We start from the raw sequence: 19,236 nt of genomic DNA on the forward strand, positions 1-19,236 counted from the left end.
ACACTCCCTAGGCTGGCATCGGCATCCACGCGATCGCAAGCGGCGTTCGTTACGTTTTCCAACCATCCACAGAGTTCTGGATAAGCTTGTGGATCATTCGTGTATTTCGTCGCGCGGACGGCCATTTACCTTGGCTTGTCTCGGTTCGCGCCGCCGGCCGGTTCCCGCGTCATGGCCGGGAGGGAGCTTGGGGTCTAGGCATCGCAATAGCCGCGCCGTCGCTTGGCGCGGGCGAGTTCCGCCAGGGCATTGAGTGCCGAGCCGGCATCGGGATGCGGATCGAGGCGCTGCCGCCCGACCGTGCCGATGCGTCCCCAGCGCTGGACCAGCATGGTGCGGCCGAACAGATCGGGCCAGATTTCCAGCCGGTAGAAGCGGCTTTCGTCCCGCTCCGGGCGAACCCGCGTGAGGGCCACTGTTTCAGGAAAAAGCGCAAGCTGATCCGACATGGACATCCAAGGCTAGAGCGTGATCTCCCGACAGAACTAGCATCGTCGCCACGCGCCGGCCAAGGGGCGCCCCGTTCAGGAGCCACGCGCGCGATTGAATTGTCCGAAAAATTGGTCGGAGCGGCGGGATTCGAACCCACGACCCCCAGTCCCCCAGACTGATGCGCTACCAGGCTGCGCTACGCTCCGATCGTGTGGAGCCTGTAGCAACTATGTCGCTGCAGGCCAAGAGGCCGCTTTTTGAAAAAAGCGGCGCAAAAACTTTTGTTTACGCTGGGCCTGAGGCTGTATCAGCGCCAATGCCCAAGGCCCAGCAAAATAAAGTTTTTTTGCTACTTTTTGTTCACAAAAAGTAGCGCTTTCTTTCGCTTGCCTTTGCTTACCCGATCATCCGGCGCAGCTCTTCCAGAGCGTGCAGCGTTTCGGTGAGCAAGGTGCGAAGCCGCTCGTTTTCCTGGTCGATTTTCTGCCGGCTCGGGGCCCGGCTCGGCGGGCGAGGCTCCAGCATGTCCGGCACGCCTTCGGGCTCCGGCTCCGGCAGCAGCCCCGGCATGGCGGGCTGCGGCAACATAAACGATTTCTTTGGCGCGGCTTCGGCGCCGCCGCTATGGCGCTCCACTGCGGCAGCCAGGCGCTCCTCGTCGGAGGCGGGCGGAATATGCTCGTGCAAGGCGCCGCCGCCTTCGCGCAGCAGCCGCTGGACGCCCTTGATCGTGTAGCCCTGGGTGTAGAGCAGATCCGCGACACGGCGCAGCAGCAGCACGTCCTCGGGCCGGTAATAACGCCGGCCGCCGCCGCGCTTCAGCGGCCGCACCTGGGGGAACTTGGTCTCCCAGAAGCGCAGCACATGCTGCGGCACATGCAGTTCGTCGGCCACCTCGCTGATGGTGCGAAACGCGTCAGCCGTCTTGCGCAGCTTGCCGCGCGGCGCTTCCGGATGGGCGGTGTCATCGTCATCGCCCGGAAAATCGTCATCTACCATAAAATAAGGTCAATCCTGATTGGCAGAGGCCGGCGCGGCGTTCACCGCCTCGCGCAGCATCTGGCTGGGACGGAACACCAGCACCCGGCGCGGCAAAATCGGCACTTCCACGCCCGTCTTCGGATTACGGCCGATGCGCCGCCCCTTCTGCCTTACAGAAAAAGTCCCGAACCCGCTGATTTTAACTGATTTACCAACCGTCAGCGCGTCGGAGATGCGGGTCAGCATCAACTCCAGAAGATCGGCGGATTCGTTGCGTGACAAACCAACGGTAGCGTAGATCGCCTCAGTGAGCTGCGCGCGCGTCAAAGTGTTCATTTTCAAAGATTAGCACGCGCTTATCGGGGGTCAACCCGATTTACGTTTTGGTCATAAACGCAACAGCGCGGAACCCCAGGTGAGACCGCCGCCCAGCGCCTCGAGCAGCACCAGCTGGCCGGGGCGGATGCGCCCGTCGCGCCGCGCCAGGTCCAGCGCCAGGGGAATGCTGGCGGCCGAGGTGTTGGCGTGCTGGTCCACCGTGACCACCACGCGCTCCGCCGGCAGCCCCAGCTTACGGCCGACGCCGTCAATGATCCGGCGGTTCGCCTGATGCGGCACCAGCCAATCAATATCGCTTGCCGTCAGGCTGTTCTTCGTCAACGCTTCCGTGACGGCCGAAGCCAGCAGCGTCACGGCATGGCGGAAAACCTCGCGGCCATTCATCACCAGATAAGCGGATTTGTCGCGCTGGCCGGTGGCGCCGTCGACATAAAGAATATCCGCAAGCGAGCCGTCGGCATGCAGATGGGTGGACAGCAGCCCGGCAGCTCCGCCGCTTGCATCAGCGCGCAGCAGAACCGCGCCCGCGCCGTCGCCGAACAGCACGCAGGTGGTGCGATCGCTGAAATCCATGATGCGCGAATAGACTTCCGCGCCGATCACCAGGACATTGTTCACCTGGCCGGCGCGGATCATCGCATCGGCCACCGAAAGCCCGTAAATGAATCCCGAACAGGCGGCAGCGAGATCGAAGCCGAAGGCGCGCTTGGCGCCGAGCGCCGCCTGAATATGCACGGCGGTGGCCGGAAAGGCCTGGTCGGGGGTGGAGGTCGCGACGATGATGGCGTCGATGTCCTCAGGCGCCATGCCGGCCTGTTCCACGGCGCGGCGCGCGGCCGCCGCCCCCATGTAAGAAGCCGTCTCATGGGGCGCCGAAAAATGCCGCTGGCGGATGCCGGTGCGCTCGACGATCCATTCATCGGACGTGTCGATCCGCTCGGCCATCTGCGCGTTGGTCACGATCTGCTCCGGCAGATAAGACCCGGTCCCGGCCAGAACGGCGCGGCGCGGCGGCTCAATCATGGCTGCTGACCTCCGGCGCGGCGGAAAGCAAAGCGCTATCCATGGCGGTCAATCCTTCCGCAATACGGCGATTGAAATCGTTGCTGATCATGTCGAGCGCCACATCCACGGCATGGGCGAACCCCATCGCATCGGTGCCGCCGTGGGATTTCACCACCACGCCGTTGAGGCCGAGCAGCACCGCGCCGTTATAGCGGCGCGGGTCCAGCCATTCGCGCAACCGGTTGAGGCCACCGCGGGCAAGAATATAGCCGGCGCGGGCAAAAGGACCGGCCGTGAAAACGCGTTTCAGCAGCTCGCCGACCAGCTTCAGCGCGCCCTCGCCGGTCTTCAGCGCCACATTGCCGGTAAAACCGTCGGTCACCACCACATCCACGGTACCGGCCGCGATGTCATGGCCTTCGACGAAACCGTAAAACTGTTTGCCGATCGGGCTCTCGCGCAACGTGGCTGCGGCAATGTTCAACGTCTCATGCCCCTTGCCTTCTTCGGAGCCGATATTCAGCAGGCCGAAGCTCGGCATCGGCAAACCCAGCACAATGCGCGCGAACATCTGCCCCATCAGGGCGAATTCGACGAGGTTGCGGGCGTCGCAAACCACGTTGAGCCCGAGATCGAGCATGACGACATCGCCCTTGGACGAAGGGGCGATCGCCGCCATCGCCGGACGGTCGATGCCTTTCAGGGTTTTCAGGACAATTTTCGAAAGGGCGAGCAGCGCGCCGGTATTTCCGGCCGAGATCACGCCGGCGGCCTCGCCCTCCAGCACCGCATCGATGGCCCGGCGCATCGAGGAATCGCGCAGGCGCAACGCCACGGTGGGCTTCATGTCGCCGCTCACGATTTCCGCGGCCTGGCGCAAGGTCGCGCGATCCCGCAGCCGCTTGGTCTTATCCACCAGCGGCCGCAGCACCGTTTCATCGCCAAACAGCAGAAAGCTCGCCTGCGGGTGCCGCTCAGCGGCCAGTTCCAGCCCGGCGATGATGGCCGCCGGCGCGTGGTCCCCACCCATGGCATCCACGGCCAGTATCTGGTTCCGGCTCATTGCATACCCTTGAGGACGGCTCCCACCGCCGGCGTCGTCAACATTCAGCCTTTAGACGCGAACAACACCCTTGGCGGACTTGCCAGAGGCGACGACTTCGCGATTATCGTAGTGGCCGCAATGGCTGCACACATGGTGCGGGCGCTTCAGTTCGCCGCAGTTGGCGCATTCCGCATGCGCTTCGGCGCGCAGCGCCTCGTGGGCGCGGCGCATACCGCGGCGCGACGGAGAAGTTTTACGTTTAGGAACGGCCATGACTGCGAGACACCTTAAAAGGACATAGAAAACGATACAGTGGCGCGGCGTAGCAGAGCCATCGCCGGGCCGCAAGTCATAAAACCGACGAATTTGGGAAAGCTGCCACCACGCTTTTGCGCCGTCGCGGCGCGCCCAAACGAGACAAACGCGCGCATTTCTCTCAGCGCGGCTTCTTGCCGAACTTGGCCGCCAGGGCCGCAAACGGGGCCTCCGGCTCGCCCCGGTATTCCTCCGGCAATTCGGCGCCGGGCTTGCGCGGATACGGGTCGAGCGCCAGGGCCAATTGCTCGGCCAAAGCCGCACCGAGATCGATCGCGTCATTTGAATAAGGAATATCGTCCGGCCCTTCGAGGCTTTCCGGATCCAGCTCCTCCGCCTCGCCTTCCGGCAGACTGCGCGCCGGCACGAATCGGAGCATGCTGCGCTCGTCGATCCGCACCTCGAACGGCTCCAGCGTGACCACGCAGGTCTGCGTGACCGCCGCCTGCATGTCCAGCGTGGCGGCAATCACCCCGCCCCGCTCATGCCGCAGCACGAAGACGCCGCGCAGCTTCGCGATTCCCCCCAGCCCGTACAACGCCGCCAACGCCGCGCGGGCGGTTTCGTCGGCCACCACCACATGCTCCTGTGGCGTCTCTTTTATATGCCCGGCCCTGATCGTCCGGCTGAAAACCTGCTCCATGCTCCTCATATAGAGAACCCGCATTGACACGTAAGCCCCAGCCGTGAGACCCAACCTTGGATTACCGTCTCGAAGGAATTTCCGTGCGCCCTGCCCTGCCCATGCTCGGTCTGTTCTGCGCTCTGCTCGCCCTTCCGGGCTGCGCATTGTTCACCGACCAACCGCAATATCGCGGCATCGCTATCTCGCAGAACCAGCTCACGCAGCTCATCCCGGGCGTGTCGTCGCAGGCTGACGCCCAGGCGCTGCTGGGACCGCCGACCTTCCAGGAACAATTCTCGCCGAATAATTGGGTATATGTGAGCCAGGTGACGAAAATGCGCATCGCCAACACGCCGGGCGTGCAGCGCCAGCATGTCGTGGTGCTGGCTTTCGGCAATAACGGCGTGCTGAAATCCGTTGAACAGCGCGACCTCAAGAGCGGGGTGAAGGTCACCATGGACAGCGCACAGACGCCGGTACCGGGCGGCCATGCCGGCTTCCTGCAGCAGTTGATCGGCGGCGTGGGCAGCTACAACCCGGGCATCGGGGCCGGCGGCTATGGCGGCGGGGCCGGTGGGCTGGGCGGCGCCGGTGGACTGGGCGGCGAAGGCGGCGCGAACAATATCGGCGGCGTCAACAGCGATGGCGGCCTCTAACGGCGCGATAAGCCGCCGCACCCTGCTCGGCGGCTTATCGGCGCTCGCGCTTGCGAGCACGGCGCGGGCCCAATCGGTTCTGGCCACAAATCCTGCGCCGTCGCCCCAGGCGCCGAAACGCGACGACACCGTGGCGGGAGATTTCCAGCGCCTGGTGGTTGCCCGTTGGGGCGATGGGGTGCTGCCGAATGCGCCGCCCTTCGCCCCCGACCAGCTCACGGCGCTTCAGGCGGGCACGCAGTTTCCCTATGACGCGGTGATCACCGCTTTGGTCAATCCGCCTCCGGCGCAGGATGGCATTCCGCGCCTGGTGATGGTTCTGGCCAATCCTGACGCGCCGGCGCGCATGGTTTTTCCGGGCGGGGCCGACGAGCCTGCCGTCGCCGGGCAGTTGCAGGGCGCCACGGTGCTGAACCTGCAATATCTCGCCGGCCGGTGGATGACGGTGGATGGCGGCTACCAGGCGCGGCGCATCACCGACGGCACGCTCTGCCAGATCACCGGCCCGGTCGCCGCCGCCATCGGCAGCACGGTGCAGGGCGTGCTCGCGCCGCAGGCCGGCTGCGCCACGCCCTGGGGCACGGCGTTGCTGGCGGAAGGCAATGTCACGCCCTGGCTCACCAGGCTGGCATCGACCGATGACGGCTATGCCGATCCGGCGGACGGGGCGCGCTTCGGCTGGGTCACGGAATTCGACCCGCTCGACCCCGGTTCATTCCCGACGAAGCATACCGGGCTCGGCCGCTTCGCGCGGGCAGGAATCGCCGTGACCACAACGCCGGACGGCCGCGCGGTGCTGTTCATGAGCCAGGACGAACCGGCCGGCTTCCTGTTCCGCTTCATCTCCGCCGCCCCCGCCACCGACGGGTCCGCGTTCGAGGCGGGCACGCTGTCGGTGGCGCAGATCAACGGCGGCGGCATCGATTGGGTGGATCTCGGCACCGACATTCCCACCCTGGCGGCCACGGTCAGCGCCGCCGCCAGTGCCGGCGGCTCGCCGTTCGACGCGCCCGGCGGCATCGCCATCGTGCCCGGCAATGGCGGGCTCTATCTCGCCTGCCGTGGCAACCCCGCCCGCACGACGGCCGACGCGCTCAACCCCCGCACCGGCGACGATAACGGCCATATCGTGCTGCTCGCCCCGCCCCATGGCGATATGACGGCGCGACGCTTCGCGGGCCGGCTGGCGCTGGTCGCGGGCAACCCGGCGACCGCGCCGCTCGCGCAATACTCCGCCGGTTCCACCGCGTGGCTGAAGAACCCGCGCACGCTCAATCTCGACCCTTACGGCCAGCTCTGGATCGGCACCGACCAGCGGGGCCATGTCTCCGACACCGCTGACGGGCTGTTCACCCTGCAAACCAACGGGCCGAGCCGGTTCCTGCTCAGCGCGGCCTATCTGGCGCCGATCGGCGCCGCGATCGGCGGCGCGGCGTTCGACACCAACACCAGAACGATCTTCAGCGTGGCGCGGCACCCCGGCGCCACGCCGCAGGCAAGCTTCGACCACCCGGCCACACGCTGGCCGACCCTGCAGCCCAGCATGCCGCCGCAGACCACGGTGATCGGGCTGGTGCAGCAGTAACAAGGAAGGAAGCGCTTCTTTTTTGAAAAAAAGAAGCAAAAAACTTTTTAATGCCGGGCCATGGGCTGCGTCGGCGACAGCGCCCATGGCCCAGCATAACAAAAGTTTTTGCGCCGCTTTTTTCAAAAAGCGGCTGTTTTCTTTCTATCTGGTCAGCATGAACGGCTGAAGTTTTTCACGCACAGCGGTGCTGAGCGGCGTCGACCGACGGGTGCGGTTATCCACCTGCACCACCACGCTTTCAGCCGTGGAAACGCATTTGCCGTTCTGGAACAAAGCCTGGGTGAAAGTGATCGAGCTGTTACCCAAAGCTTTCACCGCCGTGCCGATTTCCACCGTGCCCGGCCAGAGAATTTCGCCGTGATAATCGAGGCTGAGCCGCGCGATAACGAAGCTGACATCCCCCAGGTCCAACCCCTCGCTCTGGCCGAGCTGCAGCAATTCGACGCGCCCGGTCTCATACATCGTCGTGAACACGGCGTTATTCACGTGCCCTTGCCGGTCAGTGTCGCCGTAGCGCAGTTTGTCATGGCTACGGAACGGAAAGTCACTGATACGGGGCGTGTCGGTCATGGGGCCTCCAGGAAAGCAAAGGAAGAAACTACTTTTTGTGAACAAAAAGTAGCAAAAAAACTTTATGACTCTGGGCCATGGGCGTTGTCGCCGACAACGCCCATGGCCCAGCATAAAAAAAGTTCTTGCGGCGCTTTTTTCAAAAAGCGCCTGCTTACTTAAAACATCTTCCCGGGGTTCAGAACGCCCTGCGGGTCAAACGCCTCCTTGAGCCGGCGCATCAGCTCCAGCTCGATGGCGGCTTTATGCGCGTGCATGCCGGCGATGCGCATCTGGCCGATGCCGTGCTCGGCGCTGAAGCTGCCGCCTTTGGCCACCGCCAGCCCTTCGATATCGGCCGTGATCGCGGCTTTGCGGTCGGAGAGGTCGGCCAGGGTCCGCCCCGCCGGCGGGCGTACATTCACGTGCAGATTGCCGTCGCCGATATGGCCGAAGATGTTCAGCCGGCAGTCCGGGTATTTTGTGCCCACCAGCGCCTCGATGGCGGCCACGGTCTCGGGGATCAGCGCCAGGGGCACAGCGATGTCGTGCTTCACCGCGCCGCCTTCGGCCAATTCACCGTCCGAGACGGCCTCGCGCAGCGCGCGCAGATCGGCGCGCTCGCGTTCCGACTGGGCGATCACCGCCTCCTGCGCGATGCCCGCTTCCAGCGCCGCGGCCAGCACCTCCTCCAGCCGCGCCAGATTATTTTCCGAAGCCGTGTGGGCGGAGAGCTCGACCAGCATATAGGCCTCGGCCTGGAAGGGCAGCCGGCCGCCTTGGGCGTGTGCGGCGCCGAGTTCCATGGCCGGACGGGCGAGGAATTCGCACAAAGTGAGGGCCGCGCCGCTCTGCGCCCGGAGCGCCTGGAACAGCGCCATCGCCGCGCCCGGCGATGCCAGCCCGACCAGCGCGGTGGCATGGTCGGTCACCGCGGGCGCCAGTTTCAGGCAGGCGGAAGTGACGATGCCCAGCATCCCCTCCGCGCCGATGAAAAGCTGCTTCAGGTCGAAGCCGGTATTGTCCTTGCGCAGCGCGCGCAGCCCGTCCCAGATGCGCCCGTCCGGCAGCACCACTTCCAGCCCCAGCACCTGGGCGCGCATGGAGCCGTAGCTGAGCACCTGCAAGCCGCCGGCATTGGTGGAAATCGCCCCGCCGATCTGCGCCGTGCCCTCGGCGGCGAGACTGACGGGAAACAGCCGCCCGGCGGCGATCGCCGCTTCCTGCACCTCCTGCAACGTGGCCCCGGCCTGCACAAGGATGGTGTCGCTGACCGGGTCGAGCTGCAAAACCTGCCGCATGCGCCGCAGGCTTAGCACCACCTGGCGTTTTTCCCCGGCCACCGGCACGGCCCCGGCCACCAGCCCGGTATTGCCGCCCTGCGGGACGATGCCCACGCCCGCCGCAGCACACAGCCTGACCGAAGCCGCCACCTGCTCGGTGCTTTCCGGGAGCAGCACGCACAGCGCCGGGTTAGAAAAAAGCCGCCGCCAGTCGGTCTCGAATCCGGCACGGTCGGCGGCTTCCGTGAGAACGGCCTTGTCCCCGAGGGCGGCCCGCAAGGCGGAGAGAAGTTCCATGCGCTATGCGTGCGCCCTGGGGCGGCGAGGATCAAGACTAAGAAAGGAAGCAGGCGCTTTTTGAAAAAAGCGCCGCAAAAACTTTTATTTACGCTGGGCCGGAGCCTGTGTCGGCGCCAACGCCCATGGCCCAGCATAACAAAGTTTTTTGCTACTTTTTGTTCACAAAAAGTAGGTCTTTCTTACTTTTTCAGCTTGCTCATCTTATGCGCCAGCGCCTCTTCCGCGGTGCCCACGCCGCCATGCGCGGCCGACCAGGCCATCGGGTTCTCGAGGAATTTGCGCACCCCGGCCAGGGCCGAGTCGGAGAAATAAGGCTGGTCTTTCGCGGCTTCCAGCACGTCCCACCAAGTGCAGAGGTGATGCAGGGCGATGTCCATGCTGGCCAGCGTCTCGAAACTGCCGGGGAACACGCCGTAATAAAACACCACAAAAGTGTGGTTGCAGATCGCCCCGGCCTCGCGCAGCGCCTTGGCGAACTGGATCTTGCTCCCGCCATCGGTGGTGAGGTCTTCCACCAGCAGCGTGTTCATGTTCTCCGGCACGTCGCCTTCGATCAGCGCGTTGCGGCCGAAGCCCTTGGGTTGCTTGCGGATATAGGCCATCGGCGCGCCCATGCGCTCGGCGATCCACGCGGCAAAGGGAATCCCCGCCGTCTCACCGCCGGCCACCGCCTGGATGGCCTCATAGCCGACATAGCGGCTGATCTTCTCCACCGCGAGGTCGCAGATTTTCGCGCGGGCGCGGGGGAAGAAGATGATCTTGCGGCAGTCGATATAGACCGGGGATTTCCAGCCCGAGGTCAGCGTGTAGGGCTCTTCGGGGCGGAAATTCACCGCCTTGATTTCCAGCAGCAATTTCGCAGTGGTCAGCGCGGCATCCCTGTCCCAGTCGCTTGCCCAATCGATCCGCGCCGCTTTCCGACCACTCATCATTCCAACTCCTCTGATTCCCGAAGCTTCCTATCCCGGCGCGCGCAACCCGTCCATGCGCTTGGGACGCGCGCTTAGTATTGTCTCCCCGGGCGAGGATGATACAGAGGTCCCTATCTCAATCAGGAGCGCTAAATGGCCAAGATCAAAGTAAAAACGCCGGTCGTGGAGATGGACGGCGATGAGATGACCCGGATCATCTGGGGGTTCATCAAACAGAAGCTCATCCTGCCGTATCTCGACATCGACCTCAAATACTACGATCTGGGCATCGAGTACCGCGATCAGACCGACGACCAGGTGACCCTGGACGCCGCCCACGCCACCAAGCAGTACGGCGTTGGCGTGAAATGCGCGACCATCACCCCGGACGAGGCGCGGGTTGAGGAATTCAAGCTCAAGAAAATGTGGCGCAGCCCGAACGGCACGATCCGCAACGTGCTGGACGGCACGATCTTCCGCGAGCCGATCATCTGCCGCAACGTGCCGCGCCTGGTGCCGCACTGGTCCGAGCCGATCGTCATTGGCCGCCATGCTTATGGCGATATCTACCGCGCCACCGAGACCAAGATCCCCGGCCCGGGCAAGGTGCAGCTGACCTATCACCCCGCCGACGGCAGCGCGCCGATGGTGCTGGACGTGCATGATTTCAAAGGCCCGGGTGTGGCGATGGGCATGCACAACACCAAGGCCTCGATCGAGGGCTTTGCCCGCGCCAGCTTCAATTACGGCCTGGCCCGCAAATTCCCGGTCTATCTCTCCACCAAGAACACCATCCTGAAGGCCTATGACGGCATGTTCAAGGACGTGTTCCAGGAGATCTACGATGCCGAGTTCAAGACCCAGTTCGAAGCGGCGGGCCTGACCTACGAGCACCGCCTGATCGACGACATGGTGGCGAGCGCGCTGAAATGGACCGGCGGCTATGTCTGGGCCTGCAAGAACTATGACGGCGACGTGGAAAGCGACATCGTGGCCCAGGGCTTCGGCAGCCTCGGCCTGATGACCTCGGTGCTGCTGAGCCCCGATGGCCATACGGTGGAAAGCGAGGCCGCCCATGGCACGGTGACCCGCCATTACCGCGAGCACCAGAAGGGCCGCCAGACCTCGACCAACCCGATCGCCTCGATCTTCGCCTGGACCCGCGGCCTGATCTATCGCGGCCGCTTTGACGGCACGCCGGACGTGACGGCCTTCGCCGAGACCCTGGAGCGGGTGTGCGTGGAGACGGTGGAAGCCGGCTTCATGACCAAGGATTTGGCGGTGCTGATCTCCAAGGACGCGCCCTGGCTGAACACCCAGGACTTCCTGGACAAGCTCGACGCCAATCTGCAGGCCGCGATGAAGTAATTTCGAGCCCTGGCCGGCGGCTGGGGAACATGAGAGGGAAATGGCCGCTTTTGAAAAAAGGCGGCCATTTTTTTGGCTTGGTCCGGCGACGCAGCGGAAAACTGCCATTACGACTATACAACGAACAAAATAGCATCCATATTCAGCCCAGAGGATTCCAAGCTAACGAAACGTGCGGATCTCTGCGCGATACGCCGCTCACACTCTTGTCTTACGACCAGATAAGCCCGCCTTCCCGCGCCGGGAGATACAAAATGCCCGTACAAATCATCGACAAGGGACAGGGAAATACCGTCGATCTTGGCCGAATCCCAGCCTCCGCTGCGCCGCTGCGAGAGGCCTCCACGAAGATATCATTATTATACTGCAACGATGTTCATAACGGTTATATTATACCACCAGCGAGCTAAGGCTTGTCATTCATGCGGATCTCGAGCGACCTTAAGATAACTTTGGCGAAATGGGGCGTGACAACGCTGCACGACGGACCGTTCGATTTGCCTGACAGGACCATTTTCGAATCCCCGTGCAGCCTGAAATGGATGAAGGCCGAGCATTCACTGGAACTCGGCGCCTTCTCTTACGCGGTCAGCGGCTATTATTTCGCCGTCAAAATCGGCCGCTATACCTCGATCGGCGAGGCCGTGCAGATCGGCCGCGGTTCTCACCCGGTGAACTGGGGCAGCACCTCGCCGCTCTTTTATCAGCCGCACCGTCTGGTGCTCGACCAGACCCGGCCTGAGGCCACCTCCTTCGTCTTCAACCCGCCGGACCACAAGGTCGAGACGACAATCATCGGGCATGATGTCTATATCGGGCATGGCGCCTTCATCGCGCAGGGGGTGACCATCGGTGACGGGGCCGTGGTCGGCGCCTATGCGGTCGTCACGAAGGATGTCCCGCCTTATGCCGTCGTCGTCGGCAACCCGGCCACCATCGTCAAATTGCGGTTTCCGGCGAAAACCATCGCGCGTATGCAGACCATCGCCTGGTGGCGCTATGCATTCTGGGATCTCCCGGGTGCCCCGGTCGCTGACCCTGAAGCGTTTCTCGACCATGTCGAGGCCGCTATGGCGCGCGGCGTCACGCCCTATGCCCCCGAACCGCTGCATCTCAACATGTTGCGAGAGCTGTGACATGGCCGCCAGGGCGCAGGCGGCACAGCGGCATGAAAAAACGCGCGCGGCTTTACGGCGGCACGCTCGCCAATGCTGATCACCGCCGCCCTGCGCGACAAATTACAGGAGCATGGCGTCGCCACCGAGTTTGGCCACGATTTTCATCTCCCGGACCAATCCAGCTTCGAGCCCCCCTGCAGCCTCAAACGCATGCAGGCGGTGTTTTCCCTGGAAATGGGCGCCTTCTCCTTCGCCCGGAGCGGCTATTATTTTGGCGTCAAAATCGGCCGCTACACCTCCATTGATGATGACGTGCAGAGCGGCCGTGGGTCACATCCCGTCTCTTGGAGCACGACCTCACCGTTATTCTACCAGGGCCATCGTCATGTATTTAACCAGCCCGTGGAAGCAGCCGAGACCTTTCGAACGAACGCCCCGCCGCAAAAAGCCAAGGTCACGGTCATCGGCAATGACGTCAGGATCGGCTATGGAGCGCTGGTCGCCCAGGGCGTAACGATTGGCGATGGCGCCATCATCCAGCCCTGCGCCGTCGTGACCAAGGACGTGCCACCCTACGCCATTGTCGCGGGAAACCCCGGGGTTATCACGGGCATGCGCTTCCCACCCATCATCGCCGCACGGATGCAGGCGCTGGCCTGGTGGCGCTATGCGTTCTGGGATTTATCAGGGGCCCCCGTGACCGAACCGGAAGCGTTTCTGGATTTTGTACACCGCGCAGCTGACGCCGGCATTGCGCCCCATGAGCCGGCGGCAATTACCCTATCCACGCTGACTTGAATGCTGGAGGCACTCAACGTCCCATGTCCGATCATTCTTACCCCCGCATCATATTCCTGCATATACCAAAGACCGCCGGGCAATCTGTTCATCATTTCCTGGAGTTCTTTGTTCCTCCGGAGAAAGTCTCTCCTGCCCGCGTCAACTCGCAGCTCGTCACGATGTCAATCAGTGAGATGCGTCAGTATCAGCTATTCTCCGGCCATTTGGATTGGTCACTTTTAGATTGCTTAGATGGCCCCAAATTTACGTTCAGCGTTCTGAGAGAACCGGTGTCTCGCATCGTCTCTTTCTATCTATATTTGCTTCGGGAGGCTAAGGGGCTCTCGTCCGATCAGTTGCGTCTTCCGCAAAATGCCGGGCCACGCGCAATCCTCGAACTAAGTTGCGATCAATATTTTTCTGCCGGACCGCCGGACATGCGTATTTTTTTGGATAATCATTACAATAACTTCTATGCTTATTATTTTGCCGGACGTCGATTTGATGGACGCCAAAAACTCACACTGAATCAAAAATTCAACAAGGATTTAACAGACGAAAAAATCGTCGATATGGCCTGCGAAAACATCCGCGTTCTGGACGCCATCTATTCCGTGAGTGAACTACATCATTTGGAGAGCGACATTAGAACCTTAACCGGAATTAACTCCCCTGCTCCAACTTTTGATAAACTTAAAATCAACACAGGCGATTCAAACAACATCGAGGGAAGGATGGCGGAACTCGCCAGATTGGGTGCCACACAGGTTACGTTCAACAAACTCAAAGAAATGACTATACTCGACCAACAAATCTGGGAAAAATTCGGCGATCAATCAGAATCTTGAAGGATTCAACTCGCCTAGGATGATATTAGATGGTGTTTAACCTTAACCAATATTATCGCATCGTCTTTCTGTCGAGTTTATTATGCTATACTCTGATTCCCAGGAAGGCAAACTCTCAGCCAACTTCCTCATCTAACCACGAAATATTCGCGCCACTTTCCGGGATCTGGATTTTCCCGAGCGAACCGAACGGCAAAAACAAAAAGAGCAAACTATACGGGGCAACATCGCTACACGCGAACTGGACAATTGGCCAGTGGGATATCCCGAAAGACCTCCCGCCCTTTTCTAACAATCTTTCTGAAAACGATTACGCATCGGTTCTCTACAACCCGGCGGGTGGATTCTCATTGTACCAGAACGCCGCCACTTTACCGTGCAATAAAATTTATCCCAGCGGTAAAGAACTGGTTGACGAATTTGATCTATTCGTCGGGTCGATACCTCTTCATTATAAGAATTATCCAAAAACATTAATAGAAAGAGATCCGCTGTCTCGCGTGTCACATCTATATGAAACTGCGACCGTACAGCCGACTTCAATCCACGTTTCTGATGCAACTTGCCCGGTGACGCGAGCAGTGATCGGCACAGGAATTGTCGTAACGGACATAGTAACGAGCCAGACTTTTTTCTATCAGATAAGCTTTTCGATATATCAGGCTGATCAAAAAAAATTGAGGCTTACACTCTTACATCCGGCCTGGTTTTTTACCGGAACCAACGGCCAGAACGGGGCCCCAAAGGAATTCGGTTATGGCGATCGCGTCTGGGCTTCTTACGGAGTCAGTCCGGCGCCAGAAAATAAAACGACCTCCTTTAAACTGGATGTTCTGCCAAGACTCAAGCAACTGATTTCGCGAGGCGCCAAATATGGAATGGACCAGAATTTAGCGCATTGGGCCGTCACCGGCCTATATTATGGCCAATCAGCCTTTGGCCATATCGAGTTCGGCTCCGCGTGGAGCGAGCTATCCCTGAGAGCCGACTGATTATTGTGCCGTCGCCAAAATTTCTTCAAGCGCTGGAATGTCGACCACAAACCGCCCTCCGACCTGCATGGCTCCTCCCGAGCTCCAGGAGGGCAGGCAATAAACCGTTTTACAATTTAATTTGTCATTCAGAAGCTTTTGCGTATCTGGTACCGCACCGGCCCTCGTAAATCTTCCGCTGTCCAGTATTATGCATGTTTCAAGATAGGGGTTAAAAATCGAGAGGTGAAGCGCCGATCCTTCTTCGCCTGCCAAGCATTTTGCAGAGCAGACGGAGAGTATCTGATCTCTTACGGGCATCTCCTGCGGATGCAAAACCTCAAACCCTTGAGCAAAGAAAAATGCGTCAACTTCCTCTGCGTTGATTGATTTTCGCGCCTCTTCTTTTAATCGAGACCGGCTAAAAAAAATCTTTCTATCTCGTGATGCCACAGGATAACGGCCATTCAAACTTTTCGAAATTTCAATTATTTTTTTGTCTACGGATTCAAAGAGATGAATGACATTTGTCGTATAATATAGTTTCTCAACATAAATATCACTCGCGCAAAAATGCAATTGGCCAAATGGCAACTCCAATTCATTAAGAAACTGCATTATCAAATTTGAATTTGAGAGTTGCTTTTTAGGATCAACAAGGTACGGTGCGGGATGAACCAAAATCGGTTGTGTGGCCCCTCCCTCCATCCTGACCTGCTCGTAACGCGGTAGAAACTCCGCAATAAAATGCCCGAACAGCGGCACAAAATAGCCGCAATAAACACCGTCCTCCAAACGTTCCATGTTCGGAGAGGCAGGAGGGGGATTCTCCTCCACCTCTCTGGCGCCCAAAGGGATTTCCAGAAGTTTGTTGTTAAAAAAAACCCCTCCTGAGCGACCTTTCGCTGCGAGCGGTTGCCCGCGAATATACCCAGGCTCCAATATTGTTATGAACTGAACCAATCTTTTTATATCCTATTCTGCGTCCTCGTTCATTTGGCGCCACGATCAGGTTCCCAGGAATCTCGGGCGGCCGCATTCCAATGCGGCCGCTTTCGGACCGTGCACCGCTCCAATCAAAGCCAAAATCGAGCGGTGATCTGCTCAGAAGTGGTGATGGCGTGCGTTGACGTAAGACCAATTTGCTTATGCCAATTATCAATGCCGATCTTATCAAGATCTTCTTCCATCATTTCTTGAACGATCGACCTGTATTTATCGCTTAGAATGGTCGAAGTGGGATCAAGGCCAGACACAAGAACGAGACCAGTCGGCTGTGCATCTAACGCCAAGATCCCCAGGTCCGGGCGATACCGCTTTAAGGCCCAAACGGTACGCCATACGTCTCCGGTCCACCAATGGTTCCGATGCTCTGCCTGAGCCTTACCAAGAGGAGACCTTGATGTAATTGAGCTTTCGACGGGGATGCAATCATGAAGCGCGATGATGGAGTTTCGCTTACAGAATTTCTCGGTATTCATAAAATCTCGAAGCAAAAACTCACAGCGGTGCAGTCCGTCCAGAAAGGCAAAATCGATCGGTTCGCCGAAAATATTTGTCGGGTCGACGCTGGCGAAAAACTCGTCACTTGTCTGCTGGTAAAGCGCGCACAATGGCTTATTTACAATAGAGGCCGCGCTGGTAAGAGAAAATTTCGGATCGACCGAAATGGATGCGCAGGTCGCTAACGCCAGGCTTGAGCCTGAATTTGTCCCGATCTCCAAATATGTTTTTGGCAATAGTTCTTTATGGAGACGCCCCAATACCCGGATATAACTCTCCCCCGGAAGATCTGGCATCATGGCCGTGTTGATCTCTGCGGTTGCCGTGGGCACGGTGGCCGCCGCCGACACGGTGGTCATTGCGCCCGAAGAAGACGTATCCACACCGGCTTTTTTTTGATTGCTGTCGCGAAAAATATTCACCACCAACACTCCTCACATTAAGGGATATTTCCTTCCTATTACCTCCTGAAATCATCAGATTTCATCACAAAAGCCTGAATGGTGTAGTCTCGACCTCGGACACGTCCTGACCAATGCCGACCACCATAATCTCATGTGAATAGAGGGCGTCAAAACAACTAAAGGCACACTTTCTCAGACAAAACATTCGTTTTATAACCGAAACGTATTGCCCGCGCTAGGGGGAATGACATGTCAGGCTGGGAGGCTTGCCCCTGACAGCTTGTTTTCCACACCGCTATGCGACGCCAGATCGTTCTCGCATCCCAGCCCCACCCGGGCCGATGATGACTCAAGACCAGGAATTTTAAACAGAAGAAAGTGGCCGCTTTTTGAAAAAAGCGGCGCAAAAACTTTTATTATGCTGGGCCATGGGCTGTGACGGCGACAACGCCCATGGCCCTACATTAGTAAAGTTTTTTAGCCTTCCTCTTTGTTGGCCGGCGCGATATCGCGCTAAGCGCCTTCCTTCGTCACCGGATACTGCCCTTCCCAGCCCCCGCCGAGCGCCTGATACAGCGTGACCAAGTCGGTCCCGAGCCGCTGCTCGGCCTGCGCCTCCTGCTGTTCCGACGACAGCAGGGTTTGCTGCGCGTTCAGCACGGTCAGATAGTCGACCAGGCCCTGGCGGTATTGCTCCTCGGCCAATGTCACCGCGATCTGGCTCTGCTGCACATAGGTCTTCAGTGACTGCACCGTCGCGTGGTCCTGCGTATACGCCACCAGCGCCGTGTTCACCTGGTAGAAGGCGGTCAGCACGGTTTTGGCGTAGCCCACCGCCGCCTCCGTCTGCTGCGCCTTGCGCAGTTTCAATTGTCCGCGCAGCTGGCCGCCCTCGAACAGCGGGATCGTCACGTTCGGGCCCACCGCGTAGGTGATGGCCCGAAACTGGTTCAAATTCTTGAACTGCAGCGCCTGGAACGAGACCGAGCCGGAGAGCGAGATGTCCGGGAAGAACGACGCCTCGGCGACCCCCACTTCGGCCGTCATCTCGTGCAGATTATCCACCGCCTCGCGCACGTCCGGCCGGCGCAGCAGCAGCGATGAAGGCAGGCCCACCGGCACCACCGGCGGCGTCGCCGGGATGGGGGCGGCGGTGACCAAGGCGGGCGGCAGATCGTCCGGCGTCTCGCCCAGCAGCAGGCCGATCTGGTCGATGATCGCGTCACGCTGCGCGATCAGCCCGGGGATTTGCGACTGGATCTGCGCCTGGGTCGCGCGGGCATTGGCGACGTCGAGCGCGGTGGTCAGGCCGGCTTCCTGGCGCTCCAGCGTGAGCGAGACCAGCTGGTCGGCAAACGCCAGATTGTGCCGGGTGATATCCAGCACCCGTTGGGTCCCGCGCAGTTGCAGATAATAATTGGCCACCTGCGCCTCGACATTCAGCAGCGAGGCCCGGCGCGCCTGTTCCGACGCTGCGGCGGCGGCCACCGCGGCCTCGACCGCGCGGCGGTTCTTGCCCCAGAGATCGAGATCGTAGGTCGATTGCAGCCCGTATTGATAAAGGTCCAGCGGCGCGATGGTGGCGGCGGAGAGCCCACCGCCGCCGGGCGCCGTGGACGTGCCGTTGGCGACGCCGGCCGCGGCGGTGTTGGTGCCTGCGGCGGTTCCGAAAGCGGCAAAAACGCCCACCTTGCTCGGCCCTTCGCGTGTATAGGAAGCGCCGCCGGAGAGGTTCGGGTAAAGCACCGCGCCCTCGATCTGCGCCTGCGCCTCAGCCTCCAGCAGCCGCTGCGTGGCGATTTGCAAATCGAGATTCTGCGCCACCGCCTGGCGCTCCAGCGCGGTCAGCTCCGGATCCTGGAAACTGTTCCACCATTCCGGGTCGACCGCCCCGCCGGAGACATAGGGCGCGCCGTGGGTAGCCGGGGCATCGGACAGGTAATGGCTCGGCTCGGCCGGCCGGGGCGGCACGAAATTCGGCCCCACCATGCAGCCGGAAAGCCCGCCCATCCCGAGGATCAGGGCAGCGCTTGCGAGCAGTTGCGGACGGAACCCAGCGGCTGAAGACATGCAGACTCCTGCGAGATATCGGGCGTTAGTCAGGACAAACAGCACAATCAGCCGCTCGACAAGCATCTCGTCGAGATGCGTCAATACGACTGACGGAAATGTCACTGGTGTTACACGCCCGTCACGGGCTTGCCTACGGCGCCGG

Annotated in this window: 19 protein-coding genes, 1 tRNA gene and 2 pseudogenes; 8 read left to right on the forward strand and 14 right to left on the reverse strand. The window is 60.6% G+C overall.

The features are described from left to right. Positions 1–194: 194 nt before the first annotated feature. A complete protein-coding gene (locus VNC39_RS15575; protein WP_325400569.1) occupies positions 195–449 on the reverse strand; it encodes a WGR domain-containing protein in 255 nt (84 codons plus the stop codon). 112 nt (positions 450–561) lie between these two features. Next, positions 562–638: transfer RNA gene (locus VNC39_RS15580), tRNA-Pro, on the reverse strand. A gap of 23 nt (positions 639–661) precedes the next feature. Here VNC39_RS15580 and VNC39_RS15585 point away from each other — a divergent pair. Next, a complete protein-coding gene (locus VNC39_RS15585) occupies positions 662–805 on the forward strand; it encodes a hypothetical protein (RefSeq protein WP_325400570.1) in 144 nt (47 codons plus the stop codon). A 323-nt stretch (positions 806–1,128) separates the two neighbouring features. Here the strand turns inward: VNC39_RS15585 and VNC39_RS17535 are convergent. The 6 genes and pseudogenes from VNC39_RS17535 to VNC39_RS15615 all read right to left on the reverse strand — a co-directional run. Then, positions 1,129–1,431, reverse strand: a pseudogene (locus VNC39_RS17535) (MerR family transcriptional regulator); the annotation flags it as partial. A gap of 9 nt (positions 1,432–1,440) precedes the next feature. Beyond that, positions 1,441–1,749: an integration host factor subunit alpha gene (locus VNC39_RS15595; protein ID WP_408840879.1), complete on the reverse strand. Its 309-nt coding sequence runs from the start codon at positions 1,747–1,749 to the stop codon at positions 1,441–1,443. Between the two features lie 51 nt (positions 1,750–1,800). Further along, a complete protein-coding gene (locus VNC39_RS15600) occupies positions 1,801–2,775 on the reverse strand; it encodes a beta-ketoacyl-ACP synthase III (RefSeq protein WP_325400573.1) in 975 nt (324 codons plus the stop codon). Further along, positions 2,768–3,820, reverse strand: a complete 1,053-nt coding sequence (gene plsX / locus VNC39_RS15605) for a phosphate acyltransferase PlsX (RefSeq protein ID WP_325400574.1) — start codon at positions 3,818–3,820, stop codon at positions 2,768–2,770. Before plsX ends, VNC39_RS15600 begins: the two co-directional genes overlap by 8 nt. 51 nt (positions 3,821–3,871) lie before the next feature. Further along, complete coding sequence (rpmF, locus tag VNC39_RS15610; protein WP_325400575.1) at positions 3,872–4,075, reverse strand: 50S ribosomal protein L32; 204 nt, start codon at positions 4,073–4,075, stop codon at positions 3,872–3,874. 163 nt (positions 4,076–4,238) lie between these two features. Beyond that, positions 4,239–4,760: a YceD family protein gene (locus tag VNC39_RS15615; protein WP_325400576.1), complete on the reverse strand. Its 522-nt coding sequence runs from the start codon at positions 4,758–4,760 to the stop codon at positions 4,239–4,241. A gap of 56 nt (positions 4,761–4,816) precedes the next feature. Here VNC39_RS15615 and VNC39_RS15620 point away from each other — a divergent pair, with 56 nt between their 5' ends. Further along, a complete protein-coding gene (locus tag VNC39_RS15620) occupies positions 4,817–5,398 on the forward strand; it encodes an outer membrane protein assembly factor BamE (protein ID WP_325400577.1) in 582 nt (193 codons plus the stop codon). Next, positions 5,385–6,983 (forward strand): PhoX family protein, encoded by a 1,599-nt coding sequence (locus tag VNC39_RS15625; protein ID WP_325400578.1) that lies wholly within the window; start codon positions 5,385–5,387, stop codon positions 6,981–6,983. The genes VNC39_RS15620 and VNC39_RS15625 overlap by 14 nt, the downstream gene beginning before the upstream one ends. Positions 6,984–7,127: 144 nt before the next feature. Here VNC39_RS15625 and VNC39_RS15630 read toward each other — a convergent pair whose 3' ends face one another. The 3 genes from VNC39_RS15630 to VNC39_RS15640 all read right to left on the reverse strand — a co-directional run bounded on the left by VNC39_RS15630 (position 7,128) and on the right by VNC39_RS15640 (position 10,047). Beyond that, positions 7,128–7,556, reverse strand: a complete 429-nt coding sequence (locus tag VNC39_RS15630; protein WP_325400579.1) for an acyl-CoA thioesterase — start codon at positions 7,554–7,556, stop codon at positions 7,128–7,130. Positions 7,557–7,714: 158 nt separating this feature from the next. After that, on the reverse strand, positions 7,715–9,115 hold the full coding sequence (locus VNC39_RS15635) for an FAD-binding oxidoreductase (RefSeq protein WP_325400580.1): 1,401 nt from the start codon (positions 9,113–9,115) through the stop codon (positions 7,715–7,717). A 182-nt stretch (positions 9,116–9,297) separates the two neighbouring features. Next, complete coding sequence (locus VNC39_RS15640) at positions 9,298–10,047, reverse strand: orotate phosphoribosyltransferase (protein WP_325400581.1); 750 nt, start codon at positions 10,045–10,047, stop codon at positions 9,298–9,300. Positions 10,048–10,182: 135 nt separating this feature from the next. On the opposite strand from VNC39_RS15640, the gene VNC39_RS15645 reads away from it, so the two are divergent. The 5 genes and pseudogenes from VNC39_RS15645 to VNC39_RS15665 all read left to right on the forward strand — a co-directional run bounded on the left by VNC39_RS15645 (position 10,183) and on the right by VNC39_RS15665 (position 15,135). Further along, complete coding sequence (locus tag VNC39_RS15645; RefSeq protein ID WP_325400582.1) at positions 10,183–11,397, forward strand: NADP-dependent isocitrate dehydrogenase; 1,215 nt, start codon at positions 10,183–10,185, stop codon at positions 11,395–11,397. A gap of 788 nt (positions 11,398–12,185) precedes the next feature. Beyond that, positions 12,186–12,351, forward strand: a pseudogene (locus VNC39_RS17490) (DapH/DapD/GlmU-related protein); the annotation flags it as partial. A gap of 254 nt (positions 12,352–12,605) precedes the next feature. Beyond that, positions 12,606–13,313: a CatB-related O-acetyltransferase gene (locus tag VNC39_RS15655; RefSeq protein WP_325400584.1), complete on the forward strand. Its 708-nt coding sequence runs from the start codon at positions 12,606–12,608 to the stop codon at positions 13,311–13,313. 23 nt (positions 13,314–13,336) lie between these two features. After that, positions 13,337–14,143 (forward strand): sulfotransferase family 2 domain-containing protein, encoded by an 807-nt coding sequence (locus tag VNC39_RS15660; RefSeq protein ID WP_325400585.1) that lies wholly within the window; start codon positions 13,337–13,339, stop codon positions 14,141–14,143. 29 nt (positions 14,144–14,172) lie between these two features. Then, positions 14,173–15,135, forward strand: coding sequence for a hypothetical protein (locus VNC39_RS15665; protein WP_325400586.1), 963 nt, complete (start codon positions 14,173–14,175; stop codon positions 15,133–15,135). Here VNC39_RS15665 and VNC39_RS15670 read toward each other — a convergent pair whose 3' ends face one another. The 3 genes from VNC39_RS15670 to VNC39_RS15680 all read right to left on the reverse strand — a co-directional run bounded on the left by VNC39_RS15670 (position 15,136) and on the right by VNC39_RS15680 (position 19,091). After that, a complete protein-coding gene (locus VNC39_RS15670; protein WP_325400587.1) occupies positions 15,136–16,077 on the reverse strand; it encodes a glycosyltransferase family 61 protein in 942 nt (313 codons plus the stop codon). It lies immediately after the preceding gene. 113 nt (positions 16,078–16,190) lie between these two features. Then, positions 16,191–17,039, reverse strand: a complete 849-nt coding sequence (locus VNC39_RS15675; RefSeq protein WP_325400588.1) for a class I SAM-dependent methyltransferase — start codon at positions 17,037–17,039, stop codon at positions 16,191–16,193. A 495-nt stretch (positions 17,040–17,534) separates the two neighbouring features. Further along, on the reverse strand, positions 17,535–19,091 hold the full coding sequence (locus VNC39_RS15680; RefSeq protein ID WP_325400589.1) for an efflux transporter outer membrane subunit: 1,557 nt from the start codon (positions 19,089–19,091) through the stop codon (positions 17,535–17,537). Positions 19,092–19,236: the final 145 nt, after the last annotated feature.

Source organism: Acidocella sp. (assembly GCF_035535915.1).
Lineage (GTDB): Bacteria > Pseudomonadota > Alphaproteobacteria > Acetobacterales > Acetobacteraceae > Acidocella.

Bases quoted from the DNA above. Each gene is read 5' to 3' on its own strand.
- VNC39_RS15575 (WP_325400569.1), bottom strand. From the start codon at position 449: ATGTCGGATCAGCTTGCGCTTTTTCCTGAAACAGTGGCCCTCACGCGG.
- VNC39_RS15585 (WP_325400570.1), top strand. From the start codon at position 662: ATGTCGCTGCAGGCCAAGAGGCCGCTTTTTGAAAAAAGCGGCGCAAAA.
- VNC39_RS15595 (WP_408840879.1), bottom strand. From the start codon at position 1,749: ATGAACACTTTGACGCGCGCGCAGCTCACTGAGGCGATCTACGCTACC.
- VNC39_RS15600 (WP_325400573.1), bottom strand. From the start codon at position 2,775: ATGATTGAGCCGCCGCGCCGCGCCGTTCTGGCCGGGACCGGGTCTTAT.
- plsX (WP_325400574.1), bottom strand. From the start codon at position 3,820: ATGAGCCGGAACCAGATACTGGCCGTGGATGCCATGGGTGGGGACCAC.
- rpmF (WP_325400575.1), bottom strand. From the start codon at position 4,075: ATGGCCGTTCCTAAACGTAAAACTTCTCCGTCGCGCCGCGGTATGCGC.
- VNC39_RS15615 (WP_325400576.1), bottom strand. From the start codon at position 4,760: ATGGAGCAGGTTTTCAGCCGGACGATCAGGGCCGGGCATATAAAAGAG.
- VNC39_RS15625 (WP_325400578.1), top strand. From the start codon at position 5,385: ATGGCGGCCTCTAACGGCGCGATAAGCCGCCGCACCCTGCTCGGCGGC.
- VNC39_RS15630 (WP_325400579.1), bottom strand. From the start codon at position 7,556: ATGACCGACACGCCCCGTATCAGTGACTTTCCGTTCCGTAGCCATGAC.
- VNC39_RS15635 (WP_325400580.1), bottom strand. From the start codon at position 9,115: ATGGAACTTCTCTCCGCCTTGCGGGCCGCCCTCGGGGACAAGGCCGTT.
- VNC39_RS15640 (WP_325400581.1), bottom strand. From the start codon at position 10,047: ATGAGTGGTCGGAAAGCGGCGCGGATCGATTGGGCAAGCGACTGGGAC.
- VNC39_RS15645 (WP_325400582.1), top strand. From the start codon at position 10,183: ATGGCCAAGATCAAAGTAAAAACGCCGGTCGTGGAGATGGACGGCGAT.
- VNC39_RS15655 (WP_325400584.1), top strand. From the start codon at position 12,606: ATGCTGATCACCGCCGCCCTGCGCGACAAATTACAGGAGCATGGCGTC.
- VNC39_RS15660 (WP_325400585.1), top strand. From the start codon at position 13,337: ATGTCCGATCATTCTTACCCCCGCATCATATTCCTGCATATACCAAAG.
- VNC39_RS15665 (WP_325400586.1), top strand. From the start codon at position 14,173: ATGGTGTTTAACCTTAACCAATATTATCGCATCGTCTTTCTGTCGAGT.
- VNC39_RS15680 (WP_325400589.1), bottom strand. From the start codon at position 19,091: ATGTCTTCAGCCGCTGGGTTCCGTCCGCAACTGCTCGCAAGCGCTGCC.